Below are 19,716 nucleotides of genomic sequence, written 5' to 3'. Positions count from 1 at the left end.
CTACACCGTGCTGACAAAAGCAGCGATCGTCCCCGGACCGGCATGTGCGCCAATGGTAGGTCCGAGCGTAATAAATTCGCCCCCGGCGACCCTGAAGCGCTCCGTAATGGCTTCGTTCAGCTGCTCCGCCCCTTCCCTGTTGTTGGCATGCGCGATATACAGCCGGCGGATGCCACGCCCTGCCAAATCCGCATCCAGCAGCTCCAGAATGCGGGCTATCGCTTTTTTGTGGCCGCGGACTTTATCTACGGCCGCAACCTCTCCTTCCGCATCGATCGAAAGAATCGGCTTGATGTTAAGCAGAGAACCGAACAAAGCCGAAGCTTTGCCGATTCTCCCGCCCTTATGCAAAAATTCCAGCGAATCCACCAAAAAATAAATATAAAAGTTCTCTCTCATCGTGCGGATCAACTGTAAAATTTGCTCCACGCTTTGGCCGGCTTGCGCCGCCTCCGCGGCAGCGATGACAAGCGCCCCGGTTCCGTAGGAAGCCGATCGGGAATCGACAACGTGCACCTTGAATCCGGTTTCCTCCTCCAGCATCGCGCTTGCGATCATAGCCGACTGGTACGTGCCGCTTAGCGCGGACGACAGATTTATGGAGATGACCTCCGTGTCCGGTTCTCCGCTCAACTTTCGGTAAACGGACAAAAACTGTTCCGTAGACGGCTGCGACGTTTTGGGAAAATATTCGGACGTTCTCAATTTGTCGTAAAACTGTTCTGTATAAAGCGTCACCGTGTCCAAATACTCCTGGTCGCCGAAATTAATTTTGATCGGAACGAACTCGATGTTCAGCGCCTCCCGGACCGCCACGGGAATGTCCGCCGAGCTGTCCGTAACGATACGAATGTTGGTCAACAGAGTTCACCCCTTTTACACGAATCTATTCTACCGAGAAAATGTAAGCGTATAGCGGTTGCCCTCCCGGATGAAGCTCGATCTCCATTTCCGGATATTTCTCGCGGATGAAAGCTTCCAGTTCTTCGGTGTTCTCGGACGTCGCATCTTCCCCGGATAAAATCGTAACAATTTCGCTGCCTTCCCCGACCATTTCCTGCAGCAGCTTTTTGCAGGCGTCCATCAGGCTCGGCTGCGAGCTGACGATGCGTCCGTCCTCAATGCCGATAAAATCACCTTGTTTGATCTCGATGCCGTCCATATTTGTATCGCGAACGGCGTAAGTGACTTGTCCCGACTTGATCCTTTTCAAAGCTTCCGTCATAGCTTCGGTATTGGCCGCCGCGTCCGCTTTGTCCTGGAAGGCGAGAATGGCCGCCAGCCCTTGCGGAATCGATTTCGTCGGAATGACGACAACCGTCTTGCGCTCGACCCACTCAGCCGCCTGCTGCGCCGCCAAAATGATATTGGAATTGTTCGGCAGCACAAAAATAGTGCCGGCATCAATCCGGTTTACCGCATTGACGATATCCTCCGTGCTCGGGTTCATCGTCTGACCGCCGGACAGCACGACGTCCACGCCTACGCTGGAGAAAATCTCGGTTATTCCGCCGCCAAGAGCGACGGCTACGAAACCGTAAGGCTTGCTTGGCGCTGCCGGTTCCGCTTCGCCGGGCAAACCGCTTGCGGAAGCCTCGCCGTTTTGTTCAAACCCTTCAATAATATGAGTATGCTGTTCGCGCATATTTTCTATTTTGATACGGCTTAAGGAGCCGTATTTCATCGCCTGATTCATGACTTCCCCTGGGTATTCCGCATGAATATGCACTTTCACCAGCTCATCGTCAGCCACCACAAGCAGCGAATCTCCAAACCGGCCGAGCTGCTCGCGAAACCGGGTTTCATCGAACACGAGCCCCTTGACTTTGCCCGGAGCAATCGTCAGCATGAATTCGGTGCAATAACCGAACTCGATGTCTTCGGTCGCCAGGCGGGCTTGCGCGGGAAGATGCGCATGCGCTTCTTTGGCCAAATTCAGAGAAGTCAGGGCCGAAACGGCGAGCATCGGTGAATCCAACGAAGCGTATTCATAGCTGGGCACGGCAAAATCTCCTCCGAGCGATGCCACAAAGCCTTCGTAGATGCATACAAGGCCTTGTCCGCCCGCATCCACGACCCCAACTTCTTTCAATACGGGCAGCTGCTCCGGCGTCTTGGCCAAAGCTTCCTTCGCCTTCTGCAGCACATCCTGCATCAGGCTGAGCATGTCGCCGCCCCGTCTGTGCTGGATAGCCTGCTTGGCGGCTTCCTTGGATACCGTCAAAATGGTCCCTTCCACAGGCTTGACAACAGCTTTATAAGCGGTCTCCACGCCCTGCTGCAGCGCAGCCGCAAATTGCTCGGGATTTACCGTCTCCATGTCATGGACATGTTTGGCAAAGCCGCGGAACAACTGGGACAAAATGACGCCGGAGTTTCCCCTGGCCCCCATCATCAATCCTTTGGACAACGCATCGGCCGCTTTACCAATATGGGAAGATGGCTTCTTCTTCAGCTCCTCGCTACCGGCGGCGATCGTCATATTCATGTTGGTGCCTGTATCTCCGTCGGGAACGGGGAACACGTTCAATCCGTTAACCTTATCGATATTTTGACGCAGGTTATCCGCTCCCGCTAAGATCATGGCAGTGAAGTCATTTCCATTTATTGAGATAAAGCGCTTACTCAAAGCGATTCTCCTTCCCGGTTATGGGGGTTTATTTGGCCACTCGGACGCCTTGCACAAAAATATTCACATCGTCAACGTCCAGACCGACGACATCGTTCAGCACGTATTTCACTTTCGTTTGGACGTTGCCGGCCACTACGGATATTTTGGTGCCGTAGCTGACAATGATATAAAGGTCGATCTCAAGCCGTCCGTTTTCCCGGCGCACTTCGACGCCGCGGCTCAAATTATCGCGGCCCAGCAGTTCGGCAATGCCGTCTTTCAGCTGCTTTCTCGTCGCCATGCCGACAAGTCCGTAGCAATCCAGAGCCGCGGAGCCTGCCAGTATGGATATAACTTCGTCCGTAACCGTTACTTTTCCGAATTCGGTAGAGAGTTCAATAGACATTTGTAAACAACTCCTTCAGGTTTTCGCTTTAGAAAACCGGGTTCGTCGGCATTCCTTATGTATGAGATTATGGGCTAATCTTCATTGTACTATAACAAAGACAATAAATAAACGTCAAAAATAAAGGTAATTCGTTGACTAGGTTTGATGGGCTATGCTATTATATTTAAGTGTGTTTTCGCTGGCTATAAGATGTAAGTTAAAAAGCCAAGTCTAAATTTGAGGAAAGCTGTCATGTCAAGCTTAGGCTTGCCACCCAGGCTGCTTTGTATACTGCCGAAGGAGGTGTCAAACATGTCCCGCAAATGCTTTATTACAGGTAAAGGACCAGGCACTGGAAATCATGTGTCCCACGCTAACAATAAAAACAAGCGTACTTGGGGCGTTAACGTTCAAAAGGTTCGCATCCTCGTTAACGGTAAACCTAAACGTGTCTACGTAAGCGCTCGTGCGCTTAAGTCCGGAAAAGTGACTCGCGTTTAAATAGCGGCATGATAGACAAAAAGCACCTTACAGGTGCTTTTTTTGCTTTTTCTGGGTTAAGTATGTCCGCGCTTAGTTTTTGCTGAACGTATTAAGTAAAGCCTTCACGAAACCACCCAAAAATTTCGGTAGCTTGATTGTGTAGAACTTCATACTCTACCCCTCCTTCACAGGTTGCATGACTGCTCCTCGCATCGTCACAACAGTATACGCCCGGACCTTAAAAACGTGCCTTGTTTTATAGGTACCCAAGTAAATTAAAATTATTGCTCCCGTAAGATTCGCCTCCAGAAAGCAAAAAAAGCTACAAGAGCGTTTCACTCTTGTAACTATATGTATGCGGATTTTATCCGGTTATGCCGTTCATGTGGGTATAAAGTACAAATGCAAAGCTAAATATGAAGTAGAGAATGACCGACAGCACAATAAACCAGATTCGAAGTCCCTTTTGCTCAAAGCGGCGGAAAAAGCGGATGCCCGCATAAAGCGCTCCGAGCGAGAATATGAATTTGGACATGTCGTGTATGTTCGTATATAGCGTAAGCAATACCCCGCACAGTATACTGTAGATGAACAGCCAGAAGATTTTCATCGTCTCCCGCTTCCTTTCTACCCGCGAATTCTCCGTATCGCATCCGCGCGGTTTGGCTGGCCGAATACGGCGTTGCCGGCTACTAGCACATCCGCGCCCGCTTCGACCACTTGCCGCGCAGTCGCTTCGTTGATGCCCCCGTCTACTTCGATATGCAGCCCGTGAAGCCCTTTTGCATGCGCTTGTTCCCGCAAAGCGCGGATTTTGCCGAGCATGCCCGGAATAAACGCTTGCCCGCCGAAGCCCGGGTTCACCGTCATAATAAGAACGAGATCAAGCTGCTCGTCCAATACGTGTTCGATCATGGAAATCGGCGTCGCCGGATTCAACACGACACCCGCCCGAACGCCGCTCTCTTTAATGAGATGCAGCGTCCGGTGCAAATGCGTGCAAGCCTCCACATGAACGGAGATCAAATCGCTGCCCGCTTTCACAAAATCGGGAATATAGCGGTCCGGCTCTTCAATCATCAAATGCACATCGAGCGGAAGCTTCGTCATTGGACGAATCGAATCGACCACAAGCGGCCCGATCGTAATGTTCGGCACAAAATGCCCGTCCATCACGTCTACATGAATCCAGTCTGCTCCGCCGAGTTCGGCCTCTTTAATCTCTTCCCCAAGCTTGGCAAAATTTGCCGATAAAATCGAAGGCGCTACATACACCATCAGGTTAATACCTCCTCTTGCGATCTTTCATTTCAGCCAAAAACAATAAATAGTGGTCGTAACGCGATGCCGCAATCGTCCCCTCGGCGACAGCCTCCCGCACTTTGCAGTTCGGCTCGTGAAGATGCAGGCAGCCGCGGAACTTGCAGCCTTCCGCATGCGCTGCAAACTCCTTGAAGCAGCCGCCGAGCTGCTCGGCTTCCAGCTCCATGAAGTCAAGCTGGCTGAACCCGGGTGTATCCGCCACGTACCCGCCCGCATCCAGCGGAAGCAGCTCGACGTGGCGGGTCGTATGCTTACCCCGGCCCAGCCGCTGGCTGATCGCGTTCGTCTCCAGTTCGGCGCCGCTGATCAGCTCATTGAGCAAAGAAGATTTGCCGACGCCCGACTGTCCGGCAAACACGCTGATCCGGTTTTGCAAATGGCGCTGAACGTCTTCCACGCCTTCATGTCGCCTGGAGCTTGTCGTCACGATCGGATAGCCGATTTGCTCGTAGAGCTCGCGCATCCGCGCAAACTCCGCCACCGTCAGCGTCCCTTCCCCTTCCGAACCGCTTGCTTCCAGCAGGTCGTATTTCGTAAAGCACAGAAGCACATCCAGCCCGGTGCTCTCGATATGAACGAGAAACTTGTCGAGCAGCTGCAGATTGAGCACAGGCTCCGTGACGGCGAATACAAGCACGACCAGATCGACGTTTGCAATCGGCGGTCTGATCAGCTCCGACGAGCGGGGAAGCACTTCGGTTACCGTGCCTTCCCCGTTCTCCGTCAGCTCGTATTTCACCTGATCCCCGACGAGCGGGGAAATGTTTTTTTTCTTGAACACGCCTCTTGCACGGCAGGTTACGCAATCCGCCTCGCGGATGTTCGCCCCTTCGGGCAGGACGTAGTAATAACCGCTTAATGCCTTAACGATGGATCCTTGTGGCATTAATTCGCGCCTCCAGTTCCGGGTTTGGCCGAAGCGCCGCCCGGCTGCCCTTGGCCGGTATTCCCGCTGCCGCTGGCCGGAACAGCGGGACCGGTGCTTTGCTGTTTCGGCGATGCGCTGGGAGCTGCCGGGGCCGACGGGCTGGGCGTAGCGTTCTTGCCATTTTTTTGATCCAAATAATCCTGATACGTCCGGGTAATCGAATTCACCAGATTGTCGCCTTCTTTGATCAAAATAACGGCTTTCTTTTCGGGCGATACGATGACTTTGACATCGATATTTTGCGGTTTGCTCACTTTTTCCGTCATGTATTCGAAGTTGTCGTACTGCGCGTCGCTCACGACGATCTTGAACACCGTATCCTTGCCTTCCTCCGTAGGTTTGACCGGGATGCTGACGTTGAGCTGGCCGGCGTCTTCGGGCAGTCCGTCGCTGACGACGAGGTTGATCTCGGCGCCCGCCGCTACATCCACATTTTTATCGTAAGGAAACTGCCTGGTAACTTTGCCCTTCGGATATTTGTAGCTTTTCTCACGGGTAACGCCGTTTGCCGCCAGTTTCAAATTAAGCTTGGCGATCTGATCCTTGGCGTCCTTCTCCGTCATGCCGACGAGATCGGGCATTTTGAACGTTTCCTTCGCTCTGGTGACCGTAAGCGTAATCGCTGCTTTGTCGAGCTCGAACTCCTCGCCGGGCGCCGGGGTTTGCTGCTGAATCATGTCCGGCTTATCGTCGATGGCTCCCGGCTTGACCGTGATTTGATCGTCTCTAATGCCGAGCGACTGGAGCTTGAGCTTGGCGTCCGTCAAAGACTGGCCGACGTAATTGTCCATCTTTATTTTGGCGATGCCCTCGCTCACGTACAGCGTGACTTTGGTTCCGACGTTCAGCTTCAGGCCGGACGGGTCCTGGCGCAGGACGAGGTCTTTGTCTTCCTTGCTTTTTTCGTAGATGACCGTTGAGCCAAGCTTCACCGCTGTCAATTCGGCCTGCGCCTGAACAAGCGGCTTATGCACGACATTCGGCACTTCCACGGTTTCGACCGTGAACATGCCTTTTACATACCCGACCAAATACCACATCGCGCCCAGCACGATAAGCAGGATGACGATCCAGACCACCGGCTTGACCCAGCCCTTTTTCTTCACCGGAGCGGATTCCTCCCGCCAGCCGGGCTTGTCAAACTCTTCGTCCTTGAACTCGCCGATCTGGTTCGGGCGAATAGCCGGCATGACCAGCGTACGCTCCTCGTCCATCCCGTCGGCATCCCAAAAAGTAACCTTGGCCTCGTTGCGGCGGTCCAAATTCAGGCACGAATCGAGATCTTCCATCATCTGCTTTGCGGATTGATAGCGCTCCTCGGGCTTTTTGCGCATCGCTTTTAAAATAATGTTCTCCACGCTTTGCGGGATGAGCGGATTCACCTTGCGCGGTTCCTCCACATCCTCCTGCAAATGCTTGAGCGCGACGCTGATCGGGCTTTCCCCGAGAAAAGGCAGCCTGGCCGTCAGCATCTGGTACATGACGATGCCGAGCGAGTACAAATCCGATTTTTCTCCCGTATTCGTTCCTTTAGCGTGCTCCGGCGAAAAATAGTGTACCGATCCAACGACCGAGCCCGTCTGCGTGATCGTCGAAGACGTCGCAGCCCGGGCGATGCCGAAATCAGTCACTTTGATCCGGCCGTTTCTGCCGATCAAAATATTATGAGGCTTAATATCGCGGTGAATGATCTCATTGTGGTGGGCATGATCCAGCGCATCGGCGATTTGNCCGAAATCAGTCACTTTGATCCGGCCGTTTCTGCCGATCAAAATATTATGAGGCTTAATATCGCGGTGAATGATCTCATTGTGGTGGGCATGATCCAGCGCATCGGCGATTTGGCTGGCGTAATGAACAGCCTCCTCCACCTGCAGGGGCGCTTTTTCCTTGATCAAGTCGTTCAAGGTCGTGCCCTCGATATATTCCATGACGATATAATGAATTTCGCCTTCCTGCCCGACATCGTAAATACTGACGACATTGGGATGAGAAAGGGAAGCGGCCGCTTGGGCCTCTCTGCGAAAGCGCCGTATGAACTCCTCGTCGTGAACGTACTGCTGGCGCAGCACTTTAACGGCCACTTTGCGATTCAGCAACAGATCCTGCCCTTTATATACCAAAGCCATGCCGCCGCCGCCGATTCTCTCCAAAATTTCATAGCGGCCTCCAAGCTTTTTACCGATCAATTCTCATCCCCCCTTTTCTTCCTCGGAAATTTGTTCGTGAGCGATCAGAACGACCGTCACATTGTCGTCCCCGCCCGCATCCAGCGCGCTTTGGATCAACTCGTCGGCGGCTTCTTCGAGATCGGAGTGGGTCCTGACCGTTTGTTTGATCGCTTCGGCTTCCACCAATCCGCTCAGTCCGTCGGAACAAATGAGAATAATATCCCCCGGTTTCCAGGAAAACTCGTACAGGTCGACGTCTACTCCCGGCTCCGTACCGAGCGCGCGCGTTACGACATTGCGTCTCGGATGATGAACCGCTTCCTCCAGCGTAATTTGTCCGTGCTTGACCAGTTCATTGACGAGCGAATGATCTTCCGTCAGTTGGGTAATCGAGTCGTGATCGATTTTGTAAGCCCGGCTGTCGCCGATATGACCGATTAGCAGCAGCTCCTGGGACGCGATCACGGTGACGACCGTCGTGCCCATGCCGTTGTAGTTTTCTTTTTGCGAGGCAAATTCGAATATCGTCTCATTCGCCGTTTCAATCGCTTGACGGAGCGCCTGCTTGCACTCGTCGACCGGCATTCCCCAATGAATCGTCTGCAGCTTCGCCTGAACGATTTCGATGGCCATTTGGCTGGCAACGTCGCCGGCCTGATGCCCTCCCATGCCGTCGGCAACGATCGCCAGAGACAACCCGTTCAGCCCGTCCTGTATGGCGGCGCGGTCCTCGTTCACGATGCGGACCTTGCCGATATCCGTACGGCTTACCATCTTCATCCCGATCTCACCTCATTACTTGCGCTCCATATGTTTGGCCCGAAGCTGCCCACAGGCCGCAGCGATGTCGCTGCCCTGCTCGCGGCGTATGGTCGCATTGATTTTGCTCTTCTCGAGAATACGCTGGAACGTGAAAATATCGTCCCGGGGAGTCCGTTTGAAATCCCGCTCCGCAACGAAGTTGACGGGAATCAGATTCACATGGCTGAGCGGCATTTCTTTCAGCACGGCGGCCAGTTCCTCGGCATGCTCCGGCTGGTCGTTCACCTCGCCCATCAGCGCATATTCAAACGTGATTCTGCGGCCCGTTTTGGCAATGTAATATTTGCAAGCTTCAATTAAGTCGGCGAACGGAAATCTCCGGTTCACCGGCATCAGCTTGGAACGCAGCTTGTCGTTGGGGGCATGAATCGAAATCGCCAGATTCACCTGCAGGTTCTCATCGGCGAATTTGTAAATGTTCGGCACGATGCCGCTCGTCGAGACGGTAATGTGCCGCTGCCCGATGTTCAGCCCATTCGGATGAATCATGTTGCGTAAAAAATTCATCGTCGCCTCATAGTTCTCAAACGGTTCGCCGATTCCCATAATGACGATCGAACTGATGCGCTCCTCTGTTGCGTCCAGCATTTTTTGCGCCTTGACGACCTGCGCCACAATCTCGCCCGGTTTCAAATCCCGCTTCAAACCGCCCAGCGTCGAGGCGCAAAACGTACAGCCTACGCGGCATCCAACCTGCGTCGTGACGCAAATGCTGTTGCCGTAGTTATGCTTCATGACGACCGTCTCGATCGCGTTTTTATCCTCCAGCTCGAACAGGAACTTGACCGTACCGTCCTGCGACTCATATTTGGCGATTTCCGTCAGTGTGACGAACTCGAACTGATCTTTCAGCTTATCGCGGAGCGCCTTCGGCAAATTCGTCATTTCATCGAAGCTGAGCACGCGTTTCACATAGAGCCAGTCAAAAATTTGCCCGGCACGGAACGAGGATTCGCCGTGTTCTTTTACCCAGCTTTGCCACTCATCCCAATTTAAATCATACACAAATGGTTTCATTGTCCTCACAACCTGCTATTTAATTGAATATCCTATCTATTTTAACACAAACATGCTGCGAACACACATCCCCATGCCGATGCGGGGCTATCCGCGCTTGTGCAGCCGTGCGATAAAAAATCCGTCGGAATGATACTGCTGCGGATAAATTTGCGCCATTCCCGCCGCCAGCGCGGAAGGCTCCAATGCCGCAAAAGCGCGCTCCGGAAAAGGCGCCGCCGTGAAATCGCCGTGCTCCACCAAAAACCGGGCAATCCTGTCTTCGTTTTCCGACTTTTCAATCGTGCATGTGCTGTATACCAAAATGCCTCCAGGCTTCAGCAAACGATGGACTTTGTTCAAAATCGCGCCCTGCAGCGCGCAGATGTCGGCGATTTCGGACTCCTGCTTGGCCCACTTCAGGTCGGGCTTGCGGCGGATGACGCCAAAGCCGGAGCAAGGAGCGTCGAGCAAAATGCGGTCGAACGACTCGGCCGGAAAATGGTCCGCCAGCTCCAGAGCGTCCATCACCAGCGTCTTGATGGACGACAGTCCGAGCCGCTGCGCCTGATCCTCGATCAGCTTGCGCTTATGCTCGTGCAAATCGCACGCCCAGATCTCGCCCCGGTCGCGCATGATTTCCGCGATGTGCGCGGTCTTGCCCCCGGGCGCTGCGCAGCAGTCCAGCACGCGCATGCCCGGCTGCGGATCCAAAGCTTCGGCGACGAGCATCGAGCTCTCGTCCTGGATCGAGAAGTCCCCCCTCGCGAAGCGGGGGTCCAAAGCCATGTTGCCCGCCGCGTGCACGAGAATGCCGGCTGGGGCGAGCGGCGACGCTTCCGCGCGGATGCCGCTCTCCTGCAGCTGGCGCAGCAGTTGCTCGCGTCCGGCATGCATCGCGTTCGCGCGGATGCTGACGTGCGGCGGCTCATTGTTCGCCGCACAGACCGCTTCCGTCAGCTCGGGGCCGAGCTGACGGATCCATCTGCGCACGAGCCATTCCGGATGGGAATGCTCGAGCGCTATGCGCTTCACGTCGCCGAGCCCCGCCGGCAGCGCAAGCTGCTCTTTGCTGCGGAGGACGCTCCGCAGCACGCCGTTGACCATCCCCGAGATGCCTGAATGGCCCCGGCGCTTCGCGATATTGACCGCTTCGCTGACGGCCGCGTGATCGGGAATGCGGTCCAAATACCGCAGCTGATAGAAACTGAGCCGCAGTAAGCATCTTACCCACGGCTCCAGCTTCCCGAGCCCTTTGCTGACAAAGCGCTCCAGGAAAAAATCGATTGTATTTTGCCGTCCGATCGTCCCGTACACAAGCTCTGTCGCCAGCGCCGCGTCCGCACGCTCCAAATGATGCTTCTGCAGCGTCTGATTGAGCAGAAGGTTGCTGTAGGACCGATCTTCTTCGACTCTCGTCAGCACGTCCAGCGCCGCATCGCGGGCGGAATGCCGAACAGCGCTGCTTGAGGCAGCGCTTTGGTTCCGGTGCTTTGAAGTTGACCCTTTGGATGAAACCCGTCCGGAAGAGCCCGACTGCTTGCCGGCAGCCGGCCCGTCCTGCGGGCGGTTATGTTTATCTGTAGACAAATTGGTTACCTCTTTTTGTATATGATACAGTTCCGATGTGAACCGGACTGCGCCGTGTCCGGGTGGATCAACCGCCAAAGACGGTGCCGTCCGCGAGTTTGACGCCCCGGATGAACTGCGCGACATCCATCGATTTTTTCCCCGACGGCTGAATTTCCGTCAGCCATAACGTGCCGCTGCCGGTCATCACTTCAAGACCGAGCTCGCTGCTTTGCAGCACAGTGCCCGGCCGTGGCTCAGCGCCGCCGACTAACACGGAGCTGCGGCTTGCCGGTACCGGGCCGGTCCCATTCGGATTGGCGCAAGCCCATACTTTCAAGACTTCCCCGTTCCACAGCGTATAAGCACCCGGGAACGGATTCAGCCCGCGAACCTGGTTGAAAATGTCCGCTGCGGAGCGCGACCAGTCGATCAGCTCGTCCTCCCTGCGGATGTTCGGCGAGTAAACGGCGTCCGCCTCGTTTTGCGGAACCGCTTCGATGCGACCTGCCAGCAAATCCGGCAGCGTGCGCTTCAGCAGCTCGGCTCCGGCCGCACTCAGCTTCTCGAACATCGTTCCCGTCGTGTCGGTATCCTCGATCGGCACCTCCACTTTGCTGATCATATCGCCCGTGTCGAGACCTTCGGCCATATACATGATCGTGACGCCGGTCACCCGCTCGCCCCGCAGGATCGCATGATGAATCGGCGCTCCGCCACGGTATTTGGGCAGCAGCGAAGCATGGATGTTGATGCACCCGTGCTTCGGCAGCTGCAAAACGGATTTCGGCAAAATTTGCCCGTATGCCGCCGTCACGATCAAGTCCGGCGCCAATTGGCGCAGCGCCTCCACCGAATCGGCCTGGCGCAGCTTTTCAGGTTGAAGCACCGGAATGCCGCGCTTTTCCGCCTCCACCTTCACGGGCGGCGGTGTCAGCACGCGCTTGCGCCCTTTCGGACGGTCAGGCTGCGTCACGACCGCCGTCACGCCGTAGCCTTCGTCCAGCAGCGCTTGCAGGGACGGCACGGCAAAGTCGGGCGTACCCATGAAAATGATGTTCACTTGGAATCTTCCTCTTCTTCGCTCGTATACGTTTTGATCGCGAGATCGGTAAACAGCACGCCGTTCAAATGGTCGATTTCATGCATAATGCAGCGCGCCAGCAGCTCGGTGCCTTCCACGACGATTTCGTTGCCGTTGCGATCCTGGCCCTTCGCCTTAACGTTCAAAGGCCGGCTTACATCGCCGCGCAGGCCGGGTATGCTGAGGCAGCCTTCGGGACCGGTTTGCTCGCCGCTCGAATCGATGACCTCGGGATTGACCATCTCGATCAATCCGCCGTGCTCTTCGCCGCAGTCCATTACGATAACGCGTTTCAAAATGCCGATTTGCGGCGCAGCCAGGCCGACGCCTTCCGCTTCGTACATCGTATCGGCCATATCGTCGAGCAATTTATGCAGATTGGAATTGAATTTCGTAACGGTAACGGCTTTCTCCCGCAGTACCGGATCCGGATCTTTTACAATAATTTTAATAGCCATTAAGTCCACCCACCTCTGAAGTCTTCGATCTCATTACATCAAATATTGCGGATCCACGTCGACGCTGATCTGCAGCTTTTCCTTCGCGGACCGCTCCTCAAACCAGGCGACCGCCCGGCCTACCAGCTCGGAAGCCTGAGCGTCCCCCCGATATTTTACCACGCATTGGAACCGATATCTATCCTTGATTCGGGAAATAGGCGAGGCGACAGGCCCTAACACGTCCATGGCAAAAGGTTCCCCGTCCGCTGCCGCCGCTGCCGTAAACAAATCCGCGGGCTGCACGGAGTGCTCCGCTACAAGCTCTTTCAGGCGCGTGACAAAAGCTTCGGCCGACTTCACCAGCAGCGGCAGCTCCTCATGGGAAAACGTGACCAGAATAAGCCGTTGGAACGGCGGATAGCCCAAATTCGCGCGGATGTCCAGCTCATGGCCGGCAAATCCGGCAAAATCGTGCCTGCTCGCGCACTGCACGCTGTAATGCTCCGGTGTATACGTTTGGACAAACACTTCGCCCAGCTTTTCGTGCCTTCCGGCCCGTCCGGCCACCTGCGTCAGCAGTTGAAACGTCCGTTCCGCCGAGCGGAAATCAGGCAAATTCAGCACCGTATCCGCCGCAATGACGCCGACCAGCGTCACGTCGGGAAAATCAAGCCCTTTCGCCACCATCTGCGTGCCGAGCAGCACATCGGCCTGCTTCTCGCCGAACATGGTCAGCCACTTTTCGTGCGAACCTTTTTCCGTCGTCGTGTCCACGTCCATCCGGATCACCCGGATGCCGGGAAACAGCTTTCCGAGCTCCTCTTCGACGCGCTGCGTGCCTGTGCCGAAATGCCGGATGTGCTCCGAATTGCAGCTCGGACACTGCGAAACTTCCCGCTCCGCATAGCCGCAGTAATGACAGCGCAGCATGCGGGAGCTTTGATGATACGTTAGCGATATATCGCAGTGCGGGCACGTCGAGACGAAACCGCAGGTGCGGCACATCACAAACGTTGCGTACCCCCGGCGGTTCAACAGCAAAACCGTCTGTTCTTTCTTGTGTAACCGTTCTTCTATCGCTTTATACAACGATTTGCTGAACATGGAGCGATTTCCGCCCTTCAGTTCCTCGCGCATGTCGACGATATGCACTTTGGGCATCGGCCTGCCCGCGACTCGTTCCTGCATCAGAAGCAGCTTGTAAGCAGACTTCTCCTCGGCCTCGCGGGAGCCTCTCGTTCTTTGAACGCTTTCCAGCGACGGCGTAGCCGAACCGAGGACGACGGCCGCCTGATGCTGCAGCGCTCTCTGCACGGCAATTTCCCGGGCATGATACCGCGGGCTCTCTTCCTGCTTGTACGAAGATTCGTGTTCCTCATCTATAATAATAAGTCCGATACGGGTAAAAGGAGCGAAAATCGCCGAGCGCGCCCCGATCACCACTTTGACCTGCTTGCGCGTAATTTTGCGCCATTCGTCGTAGCGCTCTCCATCCGACAAGCGGCTGTGCAGAACGGCCACCAGATCGCCGAACCGGCCCTTGAAACGCTCTACCATTTGCGGGGTCAGCGAAATCTCGGGAACGAGCACGATCGCTTCGCGGCCCTGATCGAGGCATTCCTGAATGGACTGCAAATAAACTTCCGTCTTTCCGCTGCCGGTGACGCCTTGCAGCAGGAACACTTCATGCCTGCTGTCCGCGACGCTGCTCCGGATTTCGGCAAAAACGCGGCTCTGCTCCGCGGTCAGCGGGAGCGGCTTCGTCCGCGCAAAATGGCGGCCCGCATACGGGTCCCGCAGCACTTCCACTTCCCGAAGCTCAAAAAGCCCTTTGTCGGCCAAGCTTTTTACCGTTCCGGCGCCGACCTGCAGCGTCTCCATCAGCACCGCAAGCCGAACCGGATCCGGGTGATCGATCAAAAAGCGCAGCACTTCTTTTTGCTTGCCCGCCCTTGCCGGCAGCCCGGTTAAAGCGGCTTCCATACCGGATACGTCAGCCGGAGGAAAAACCGTCAGCGCTTTTTTCGCGGACATGCGGTCTTTGACGATTTGTACCTCCGACAGCACGCCGGCGGCCAGCAGCTGCTTGACAAGCAAACCGTCGTTCGGAAAACGCTCCATCAGCGATTCCATCGCAACGGTTTCCTTGGATTTGACAAAATGAACGATTTCCTGCAAATCCGGCAAGTCCAGCAGCATCTGCTCCGCCGCTTTCTCCCCGAGCCGAATTCCGCGTTCATATTTCGCTTTTAAAGCGCCGGGCAGCATCGCCTGCAGCGCCGTAATCTCGTGGCACAAGTACGTGCGGCTGATCCATCTGCCAAGTCCGACAAGCTCTTCCGTCAACGGCGGGACGACATCCAGCACGGTCTGAATCGGCTTCAGCCGCTTCGCTTCCAGCTTGGTTTCCTCCTGCATCTCGACGACGAATCCTTGCAGCACCCGCGGTCCGAACGGCACGCCGACCCGGCTTCCTACTTCCACCCATTTGCGCAATGGTTCCGGCACTTCATAGTCGAATGTCCGGTTCGTCTGCTTGGCCGGAACATCAACGATGACTTTTGCGTACATCCAAACTCCCCTTTACGGCCTCGGGCTGTCAGGCGCTTGCGGCAGACGGGCCGCCGCAAGCTCCAGCAGCCTGCGCGCAACCTCAGCCTTGCTAAGCAGCGGCAGTGCCTCGACGAGCCCGTTCCGATCAAATATACGCACCACATTGGTATCGGAGCCAAATCCCGCCCCGTCCTGCGAAACGTCGTTGCCGACGATCAGGTCGCAGTTTTTGCGGATCAGCTTGTCCATCGCATGCTCGTCCAGACGCTCTGTTTCCGCAGCAAAGCCGACCACGACCTGACCTCGCTTAAGCTCGCCGATCTCCTGCAAAATGTCGGGATTTTTGACCATTTCCAACGTGAACGTATCCGCTTTTTTCTTGATCTTCTGCGCGGCAACCTCGGCCGGACGGTAATCGGCGACGGCCGCCGCCTTAATCACGAGCTCCTGCCGGTCCAAACGCGACATCACCGCTTCCCTCATATCGAGCGCGGATTGAGTCCGGATCGCCGTCACGCCTTGCGGCTCCGGCAGTGCGGTCGGACCTGTGACAAGCGTCACAACCGCTCCCATACGCGCCGCTTCCTCGGCGATGGCGTACCCCATTTTGCCTGACGAATCATTCGTAATGTAGCGCACAGGATCGATGCGTTCCACCGTGCCTCCTGCGGTGACCAGCACATGCTTTCCTTGCAGCAGGCCTCTGCCGGCAAAATGCCGTTCAACCGCGGCGACAATTTCCTCCGGCTCCGCGAGCCGCCCTTTGCCGACGTAGCCGCAGGCCAGCTGCCCTTCTCCCGGCTCGATGAAGCGTACGCCGCGGCGGCGCAGCGTATCCATATTGTGCTGTACCGCAGCATTGGCGTACATGTGCACATTCATCGCCGGCGCCACCCAGATCGGGGCCACGGTCGCCAGCAGCGTCGTACTCAGCATATCGTCCCCGAGGCCAAGCGCCAGCTTGCCGATCATGTTCGCCGTAGCGGGGGCGATCAGAAACAGGTCCGCGCTGTCCGCCAAATCGATGTGCGAAACGACGGACGCGTCCTTCTCGTCAAACGTATCGGCAAATACATGATGCCGCGACAGCGTCTGGAACGTAAGCGGCGCTACGAAACGGGTTGCGGATTCCGTCATAATGACGCGCACTTTGGCGCCCGCCTGCGTCAGTTTGCTCGTTAAAGCAGCGGCTTTGTAAGCGGCTATCCCCCCGCATACCCCCAGCACGATTGTTTTACCCTGCAGCACGCTCATGGAGCATCCTCCTTCGGTGAGAAAAAAATAACAACCGCGAGGGTTGTCAGATGAAGCATTATTTCACGATTTCTTTGGTCTGGATTTTCTCGTAAGAGATGTAATCCCCGTACAGTTCTTCCAAAGCAAGCCCGACATTTTTGTGAGATTTTTGCGATCTCAAATCGGTTTTTGCGCCGTCGCGCAGCAATCTGGCTCTTTTGGCCGCTGCCACAACAAGCGAATATTTGCTGTCCACTTTATCAAGAAGCTTATCGATTGAAGGATATAACATATGCTAATTCACCTCGCCGATCCATTGAATGATTTTCGGAAACATCCGGTCCTTTTTGCAATGTTCCGCCAAAAGAATCGATTGAATCTTGGAGCATGCCGTTTCCACGCGGTCGTTGACGATGGCATAGTCATAATGCTCCATCAAACGAATTTCATCCACGGCGACGGACATCCGGCTGCGAATGACTTCATCGGTCTCCGTGCCGCGCGTGACGATGCGGTTTTGCAGCTCATCCAGCGACGGCGGCAGCAAGAAAATAAACACGCCCTCGGGAAACTTCTGCTTGACCTGCAGCGCGCCCTGGACTTCAATCTCCAGAATGACGTCCTGGCCCGAACGCAGCGTATCCTCCACGAAACGTCTTGGAGTTCCGTAAAAGTTGCCTACGTATTCGGCCCATTCCAGCACTTCGTCTGTATCTATAAGCTGCTGGAATTGTTCCCTCGTCTTGAAAAAATAATTCACGCCCTCGACCTCTCCCTGACGGGGAGCCCGGGTCGTTGCGGAAACCGAATATACAATTTCCGGCGACAGCTTGCGCAGCGAAGCGCAAACCGTCCCTTTGCCGACGCCGGAAGGGCCGGACAACACGATCAAAATACCTCTCTCGCGTTCGAGCGTATTCGTATTACTCGTCATGATCATCGTCCTTGTTGGAAAGTCGATGCGCTACCGTTTCAGGTTGTACCGCCGACAAGATGACATGGTCGCTGTCGGTGATAATAACGGCACGGGTTCTTCGGCCATATGTGGCGTCAATCAGCATGTGGCGGTCGCGCGCCTCCTGAATGATCCTCTTGATCGGCGCCGATTCGGGGCTGACGATCGAGATGATACGGTTCGCTGATACGATATTCCCGAACCCGATATTGATTAATTTGATAGCCATTCAACTTCCTCCTCGCGAAGCGCATGAACGCTTCACTCGATATTCTGTGCTTGTTCCCGCATTTTTTCCAATTCGGCTTTCATCTCGATCACCCGGGCCGTCAGCTCGGAATGATTCGCCTTGGAACCGATCGTATTCACTTCGCGATTCATTTCCTGAATCAAAAAGTCGAGCTTGCGGCCTACCGGCTCCTCGGAACCCAGCAGTCCGTCAACCTGGACGAAATGACTTTGCAGCCTCGTCAGTTCTTCATCCACATTGGAACGGTCGGCAAACATGGCGATTTCCGTCGCCAGACGCTGCTCGTCAACGTGCGGAAGATCCTGCATCAGCGATTGAATCCGGCCGCTCAGCCGGGCCGCGTAATCCTGCACGACCCGCGGAGTGAACGCCTGAAGCTCCGAGTGAAGCTTCCGCAGCTCGGACAGCCGCTCGCCAATGTCCCGCGCCAGCATCGCGCCTTCCTGCCGGCGCATGTCGGACAGCCGGGCTGCCGCTTCCTGCAAGCAGGCGCACAGCTCCTGTTCGAACGATTCGTCGGGCTCGGCGCGTTCCTCCTTCATCTGCACGAGATCGGGAAGCCGCAGCAAATCTTGCAGCGAAACCTGATCCGTGTAGCCGAAGCGCTGCTTCAATTGTTCGGCAGCCTGCAAATAAGCGTCCGCCAAAGCGAAATCCACAGTCACATGTTTCGTAAAAACAGTTTCTTTCTCTGCAGTTACAAAGACGTCAACCCGTCCCCGTTTGATCGTTTGCAGCACGGTTTTCTTAAGCGAATCTTCAAAGCAGGCCCATTCTTTGGGCATCCGGATCGCTACTTCGCAGTACCGGTGGTTGACCGACTTGATATCGATAAACACCTTGTAGCCGGCAAAAGAGCGGTTCGCTTGTCCGAACCCGGTCATGCTGCAAATCATCCTGATCACATCCATTACCCTATTTTAATTCATTTTGAAAGTGGGTACAAGTGGAAATCACGGCGATTCGACTTTTCCCAAACATAGTTCGTCAGCTGGACGCTCATTTCGTAAAGGAGGAAAGGCGTCATGAGATAAATGCCGTTAAAATGCTGCATGGCCGCGTCAAGCAGTTCCTTGGCGATTTCGACGCCCATCGTTCTCCCTGCTTCGCCCTCCAGTCCGGACATCCGCGCACGCACGGATTCGGAAAGCTGGATGCCGGGCACTTCATTATGCAAATACTCCGCATTGCGCCCGCTCGCCAGCGGCATCACGCCGATGAAGATCGGAACCTGCAAATGCTTCGTAGCGTCATAAATTTGCTCAATCAGCTTGGCGTCGTAGACGGGCTGCGTCATAATGTAGTCCGCCCCCGCCTCTATTTTACGCTCCAGCCGTTTGACCGCCTTGTCCAAATGCTTCACATTCGGATTGAATGCCGCGCCGATCACGAAATTCGCCTTTTTCTTCAGCGGCTTGCCGGAGAAGGCGATGCCTTCGTTGAGCTGCTTGATCATGCGGATGATCTCAAACGAAGTGAGATCGTACACCGAGCTGGACCCGGGCAGATCGCCGAATTTGGCGGGATCGCCGGTCACGGCCAGCACATGGTCGATGCCGAGCGCGTGCAGGCCCATGAGATGGGACTGCGTCCCGATCATGTTGCGGTCGCGGCACGCGATATGGATGAGCGGACGCGCGCCCAGCTTGTCCTGCACGAGATAGCCGAGCGCGAGGTTGCTCATGCGCGTCACGGCCAGCGAATTGTCGGCCATCGTAATGGCATCGACGTGAGCGTCCTGCAGGGCCTTCGAGCCCTGCAGGAATTTATCGATGTCGAGATCCCGCGGGGGATCCAGCTCGACGATGACGGTTTTGCGCTGCCTGACGTTGTCCAGCAGCGTCGGCTTTGCCGCCGGCGGCGCAGCGGCCGGCTCTTGAACGCGCACGGCCGGAGCGTGCGCGTGG

At 55.6% G+C, this 19,716-nt stretch carries 20 protein-coding genes and 2 pseudogenes; 1 reads left to right on the top strand and 21 read right to left on the bottom strand.

Annotated elements, in window-relative coordinates; all coding sequences use genetic code 11:
- From AC0LWT_RS35820 to AC0LWT_RS35810, 3 genes are read right to left on the bottom strand one after another with little or no spacing between them, the layout of a single operon-like run.
- Entirely contained in the window at nt 1-861 is an 861-nt protein-coding gene (locus AC0LWT_RS35820; protein WP_474686597.1) for a DegV family protein, read from the bottom strand.
- Between the two features lie 25 nt (nt 862-886).
- Nucleotides 887-2,629: a DAK2 domain-containing protein gene (locus tag AC0LWT_RS35815; protein WP_474686596.1), complete on the bottom strand. Its 1,743-nt coding sequence runs from the start codon at nt 2,627-2,629 to the stop codon at nt 887-889.
- A 28-nt stretch (nt 2,630-2,657) separates the two neighbouring features.
- Nucleotides 2,658-3,017, bottom strand: coding sequence for an Asp23/Gls24 family envelope stress response protein (locus tag AC0LWT_RS35810; RefSeq protein WP_474686595.1), 360 nt, complete (start codon nt 3,015-3,017; stop codon nt 2,658-2,660).
- Nucleotides 3,018-3,311: 294 nt separating this feature from the next.
- Here AC0LWT_RS35810 and rpmB point away from each other — a divergent pair, with 294 nt between their 5' ends.
- Nucleotides 3,312-3,500: a 50S ribosomal protein L28 gene (rpmB, locus tag AC0LWT_RS35805; protein WP_474686594.1), complete on the top strand. Its 189-nt coding sequence runs from the start codon at nt 3,312-3,314 to the stop codon at nt 3,498-3,500.
- Between the two features lie 72 nt (nt 3,501-3,572).
- Here the strand turns inward: rpmB and spoVM are convergent, their stop codons facing one another.
- From spoVM to AC0LWT_RS35715, 18 genes and pseudogenes are all read right to left on the bottom strand, one after another.
- The gene (gene spoVM / locus AC0LWT_RS35800; RefSeq protein ID WP_474686636.1) at nt 3,573-3,653 is read right to left on the bottom strand and encodes a stage V sporulation protein SpoVM; all 81 of its coding nucleotides are present in this window, start codon (nt 3,651-3,653) and stop codon (nt 3,573-3,575) included.
- A gap of 193 nt (nt 3,654-3,846) precedes the next feature.
- Nucleotides 3,847-4,092: a hypothetical protein gene (locus AC0LWT_RS35795; protein WP_474686593.1), complete on the bottom strand. Its 246-nt coding sequence runs from the start codon at nt 4,090-4,092 to the stop codon at nt 3,847-3,849.
- 17 nt (nt 4,093-4,109) lie between these two features.
- Complete coding sequence (rpe, locus tag AC0LWT_RS35790) at nt 4,110-4,760, bottom strand: ribulose-phosphate 3-epimerase (protein WP_474686592.1); 651 nt, start codon at nt 4,758-4,760, stop codon at nt 4,110-4,112.
- Nucleotides 4,761-4,764: 4 nt separating this feature from the next.
- Nucleotides 4,765-5,691 carry a ribosome small subunit-dependent GTPase A gene (gene rsgA / locus AC0LWT_RS35785; protein ID WP_474686591.1) on the bottom strand — a complete coding sequence of 309 codons (927 nt, stop codon included), beginning with the start codon at nt 5,689-5,691 and terminating at the stop codon, nt 4,765-4,767.
- A pseudogene (locus AC0LWT_RS35780) lies at nt 5,691-6,305 on the bottom strand (PASTA domain-containing protein); the annotation flags it as partial. The pseudogene AC0LWT_RS35780 and the gene rsgA, both read right to left, overlap by 1 nt.
- A 45-nt stretch (nt 6,306-6,350) precedes the next feature.
- Nucleotides 6,351-7,922, bottom strand: a pseudogene (locus tag AC0LWT_RS35775) (protein kinase domain-containing protein); the annotation flags it as partial.
- Nucleotides 7,923-7,925: 3 nt separating this feature from the next.
- The gene (locus tag AC0LWT_RS35770) at nt 7,926-8,684 is read right to left on the bottom strand and encodes a Stp1/IreP family PP2C-type Ser/Thr phosphatase (protein ID WP_474686590.1); all 759 of its coding nucleotides are present in this window, start codon (nt 8,682-8,684) and stop codon (nt 7,926-7,928) included.
- A gap of 15 nt (nt 8,685-8,699) precedes the next feature.
- Nucleotides 8,700-9,743, bottom strand: a complete 1,044-nt coding sequence (gene rlmN, locus AC0LWT_RS35765) for a dual-specificity RNA methyltransferase RlmN (protein ID WP_474686589.1) — start codon at nt 9,741-9,743, stop codon at nt 8,700-8,702.
- An 87-nt stretch (nt 9,744-9,830) separates the two neighbouring features.
- Nucleotides 9,831-11,438, bottom strand: a complete 1,608-nt coding sequence (gene rsmB, locus AC0LWT_RS35760; RefSeq protein WP_474686588.1) for a 16S rRNA (cytosine(967)-C(5))-methyltransferase RsmB — start codon at nt 11,436-11,438, stop codon at nt 9,831-9,833.
- Nucleotides 11,380-12,354 carry a methionyl-tRNA formyltransferase gene (fmt, locus tag AC0LWT_RS35755; protein WP_474686587.1) on the bottom strand — a complete coding sequence of 325 codons (975 nt, stop codon included), beginning with the start codon at nt 12,352-12,354 and terminating at the stop codon, nt 11,380-11,382. The genes rsmB and fmt overlap by 59 nt, the downstream gene beginning before the upstream one ends.
- Nucleotides 12,351-12,833, bottom strand: a complete 483-nt coding sequence (gene def, locus AC0LWT_RS35750; protein WP_474686586.1) for a peptide deformylase — start codon at nt 12,831-12,833, stop codon at nt 12,351-12,353. The genes fmt and def overlap by 4 nt, the downstream gene beginning before the upstream one ends.
- Nucleotides 12,834-12,866: 33 nt before the next feature.
- Nucleotides 12,867-15,386 carry a primosomal protein N' gene (gene priA / locus AC0LWT_RS35745; RefSeq protein WP_474686585.1) on the bottom strand — a complete coding sequence of 840 codons (2,520 nt, stop codon included), beginning with the start codon at nt 15,384-15,386 and terminating at the stop codon, nt 12,867-12,869.
- A 12-nt stretch (nt 15,387-15,398) separates the two neighbouring features.
- Nucleotides 15,399-16,616, bottom strand: coding sequence for a bifunctional phosphopantothenoylcysteine decarboxylase/phosphopantothenate--cysteine ligase CoaBC (gene coaBC / locus AC0LWT_RS35740; protein WP_474686635.1), 1,218 nt, complete (start codon nt 16,614-16,616; stop codon nt 15,399-15,401).
- Nucleotides 16,617-16,680: 64 nt separating this feature from the next.
- Nucleotides 16,681-16,896, bottom strand: a complete 216-nt coding sequence (gene rpoZ, locus AC0LWT_RS35735; RefSeq protein ID WP_474686584.1) for a DNA-directed RNA polymerase subunit omega — start codon at nt 16,894-16,896, stop codon at nt 16,681-16,683.
- Between the two features lie 3 nt (nt 16,897-16,899).
- Complete coding sequence (gmk, locus tag AC0LWT_RS35730; protein WP_474686583.1) at nt 16,900-17,538, bottom strand: guanylate kinase; 639 nt, start codon at nt 17,536-17,538, stop codon at nt 16,900-16,902.
- Entirely contained in the window at nt 17,528-17,788 is a 261-nt protein-coding gene (gene remA / locus AC0LWT_RS35725; protein WP_009672664.1) for an extracellular matrix/biofilm regulator RemA, read from the bottom strand. The genes gmk and remA overlap by 11 nt, the downstream gene beginning before the upstream one ends.
- A 32-nt stretch (nt 17,789-17,820) precedes the next feature.
- Nucleotides 17,821-18,705, bottom strand: coding sequence for a YicC/YloC family endoribonuclease (locus AC0LWT_RS35720; RefSeq protein WP_474686582.1), 885 nt, complete (start codon nt 18,703-18,705; stop codon nt 17,821-17,823).
- Nucleotides 18,706-18,734: 29 nt separating this feature from the next.
- Nucleotides 18,735-19,716: bifunctional homocysteine S-methyltransferase/methylenetetrahydrofolate reductase (locus AC0LWT_RS35715; RefSeq protein WP_474686581.1), on the bottom strand; the 982-nt coding region annotated here is incomplete at its 5' end.

The sequence above is a fragment of the Paenibacillus sp. sgz302164 genome, assembly GCF_056120505.1.
The sequence above is the reverse complement of the archived record's forward strand: the minus strand, read 5'-3'. Positions and strand labels throughout refer to the sequence as shown.

Coding starts and splice junctions, on each gene's coding strand:
- rpmB (WP_474686594.1), top strand. CDS start 3,312: ATGTCCCGCAAATGCTTTATTACAGGTAAAGGACCAGGCACTGGAAAT.
- AC0LWT_RS35795 (WP_474686593.1), bottom strand. CDS start 4,092: ATGAAAATCTTCTGGCTGTTCATCTACAGTATACTGTGCGGGGTATTG.
- priA (WP_474686585.1), bottom strand. CDS start 15,386: ATGTACGCAAAAGTCATCGTTGATGTTCCGGCCAAGCAGACGAACCGG.
- rpoZ (WP_474686584.1), bottom strand. CDS start 16,896: ATGTTATATCCTTCAATCGATAAGCTTCTTGATAAAGTGGACAGCAAA.
- spoVM (WP_474686636.1), bottom strand. CDS start 3,653: ATGAAGTTCTACACAATCAAGCTACCGAAATTTTTGGGTGGTTTCGTG.
- AC0LWT_RS35770 (WP_474686590.1), bottom strand. CDS start 8,684: ATGAAGATGGTAAGCCGTACGGATATCGGCAAGGTCCGCATCGTGAAC.
- rlmN (WP_474686589.1), bottom strand. CDS start 9,743: ATGAAACCATTTGTGTATGATTTAAATTGGGATGAGTGGCAAAGCTGG.
- remA (WP_009672664.1), bottom strand. CDS start 17,788: ATGGCTATCAAATTAATCAATATCGGGTTCGGGAATATCGTATCAGCG.
- gmk (WP_474686583.1), bottom strand. CDS start 17,538: ATGACGAGTAATACGAATACGCTCGAACGCGAGAGAGGTATTTTGATC.
- AC0LWT_RS35810 (WP_474686595.1), bottom strand. CDS start 3,017: ATGTCTATTGAACTCTCTACCGAATTCGGAAAAGTAACGGTTACGGAC.
- rpe (WP_474686592.1), bottom strand. CDS start 4,760: ATGGTGTATGTAGCGCCTTCGATTTTATCGGCAAATTTTGCCAAGCTT.
- rsmB (WP_474686588.1), bottom strand. CDS start 11,438: ATGTCGCGCAGTTCATCCGGGGCGTCAAACTCGCGGACGGCACCGTCT.
- AC0LWT_RS35720 (WP_474686582.1), bottom strand. CDS start 18,705: ATGATTTGCAGCATGACCGGGTTCGGACAAGCGAACCGCTCTTTTGCC.
- rsgA (WP_474686591.1), bottom strand. CDS start 5,691: ATGCCACAAGGATCCATCGTTAAGGCATTAAGCGGTTATTACTACGTC.
- def (WP_474686586.1), bottom strand. CDS start 12,833: ATGGCTATTAAAATTATTGTAAAAGATCCGGATCCGGTACTGCGGGAG.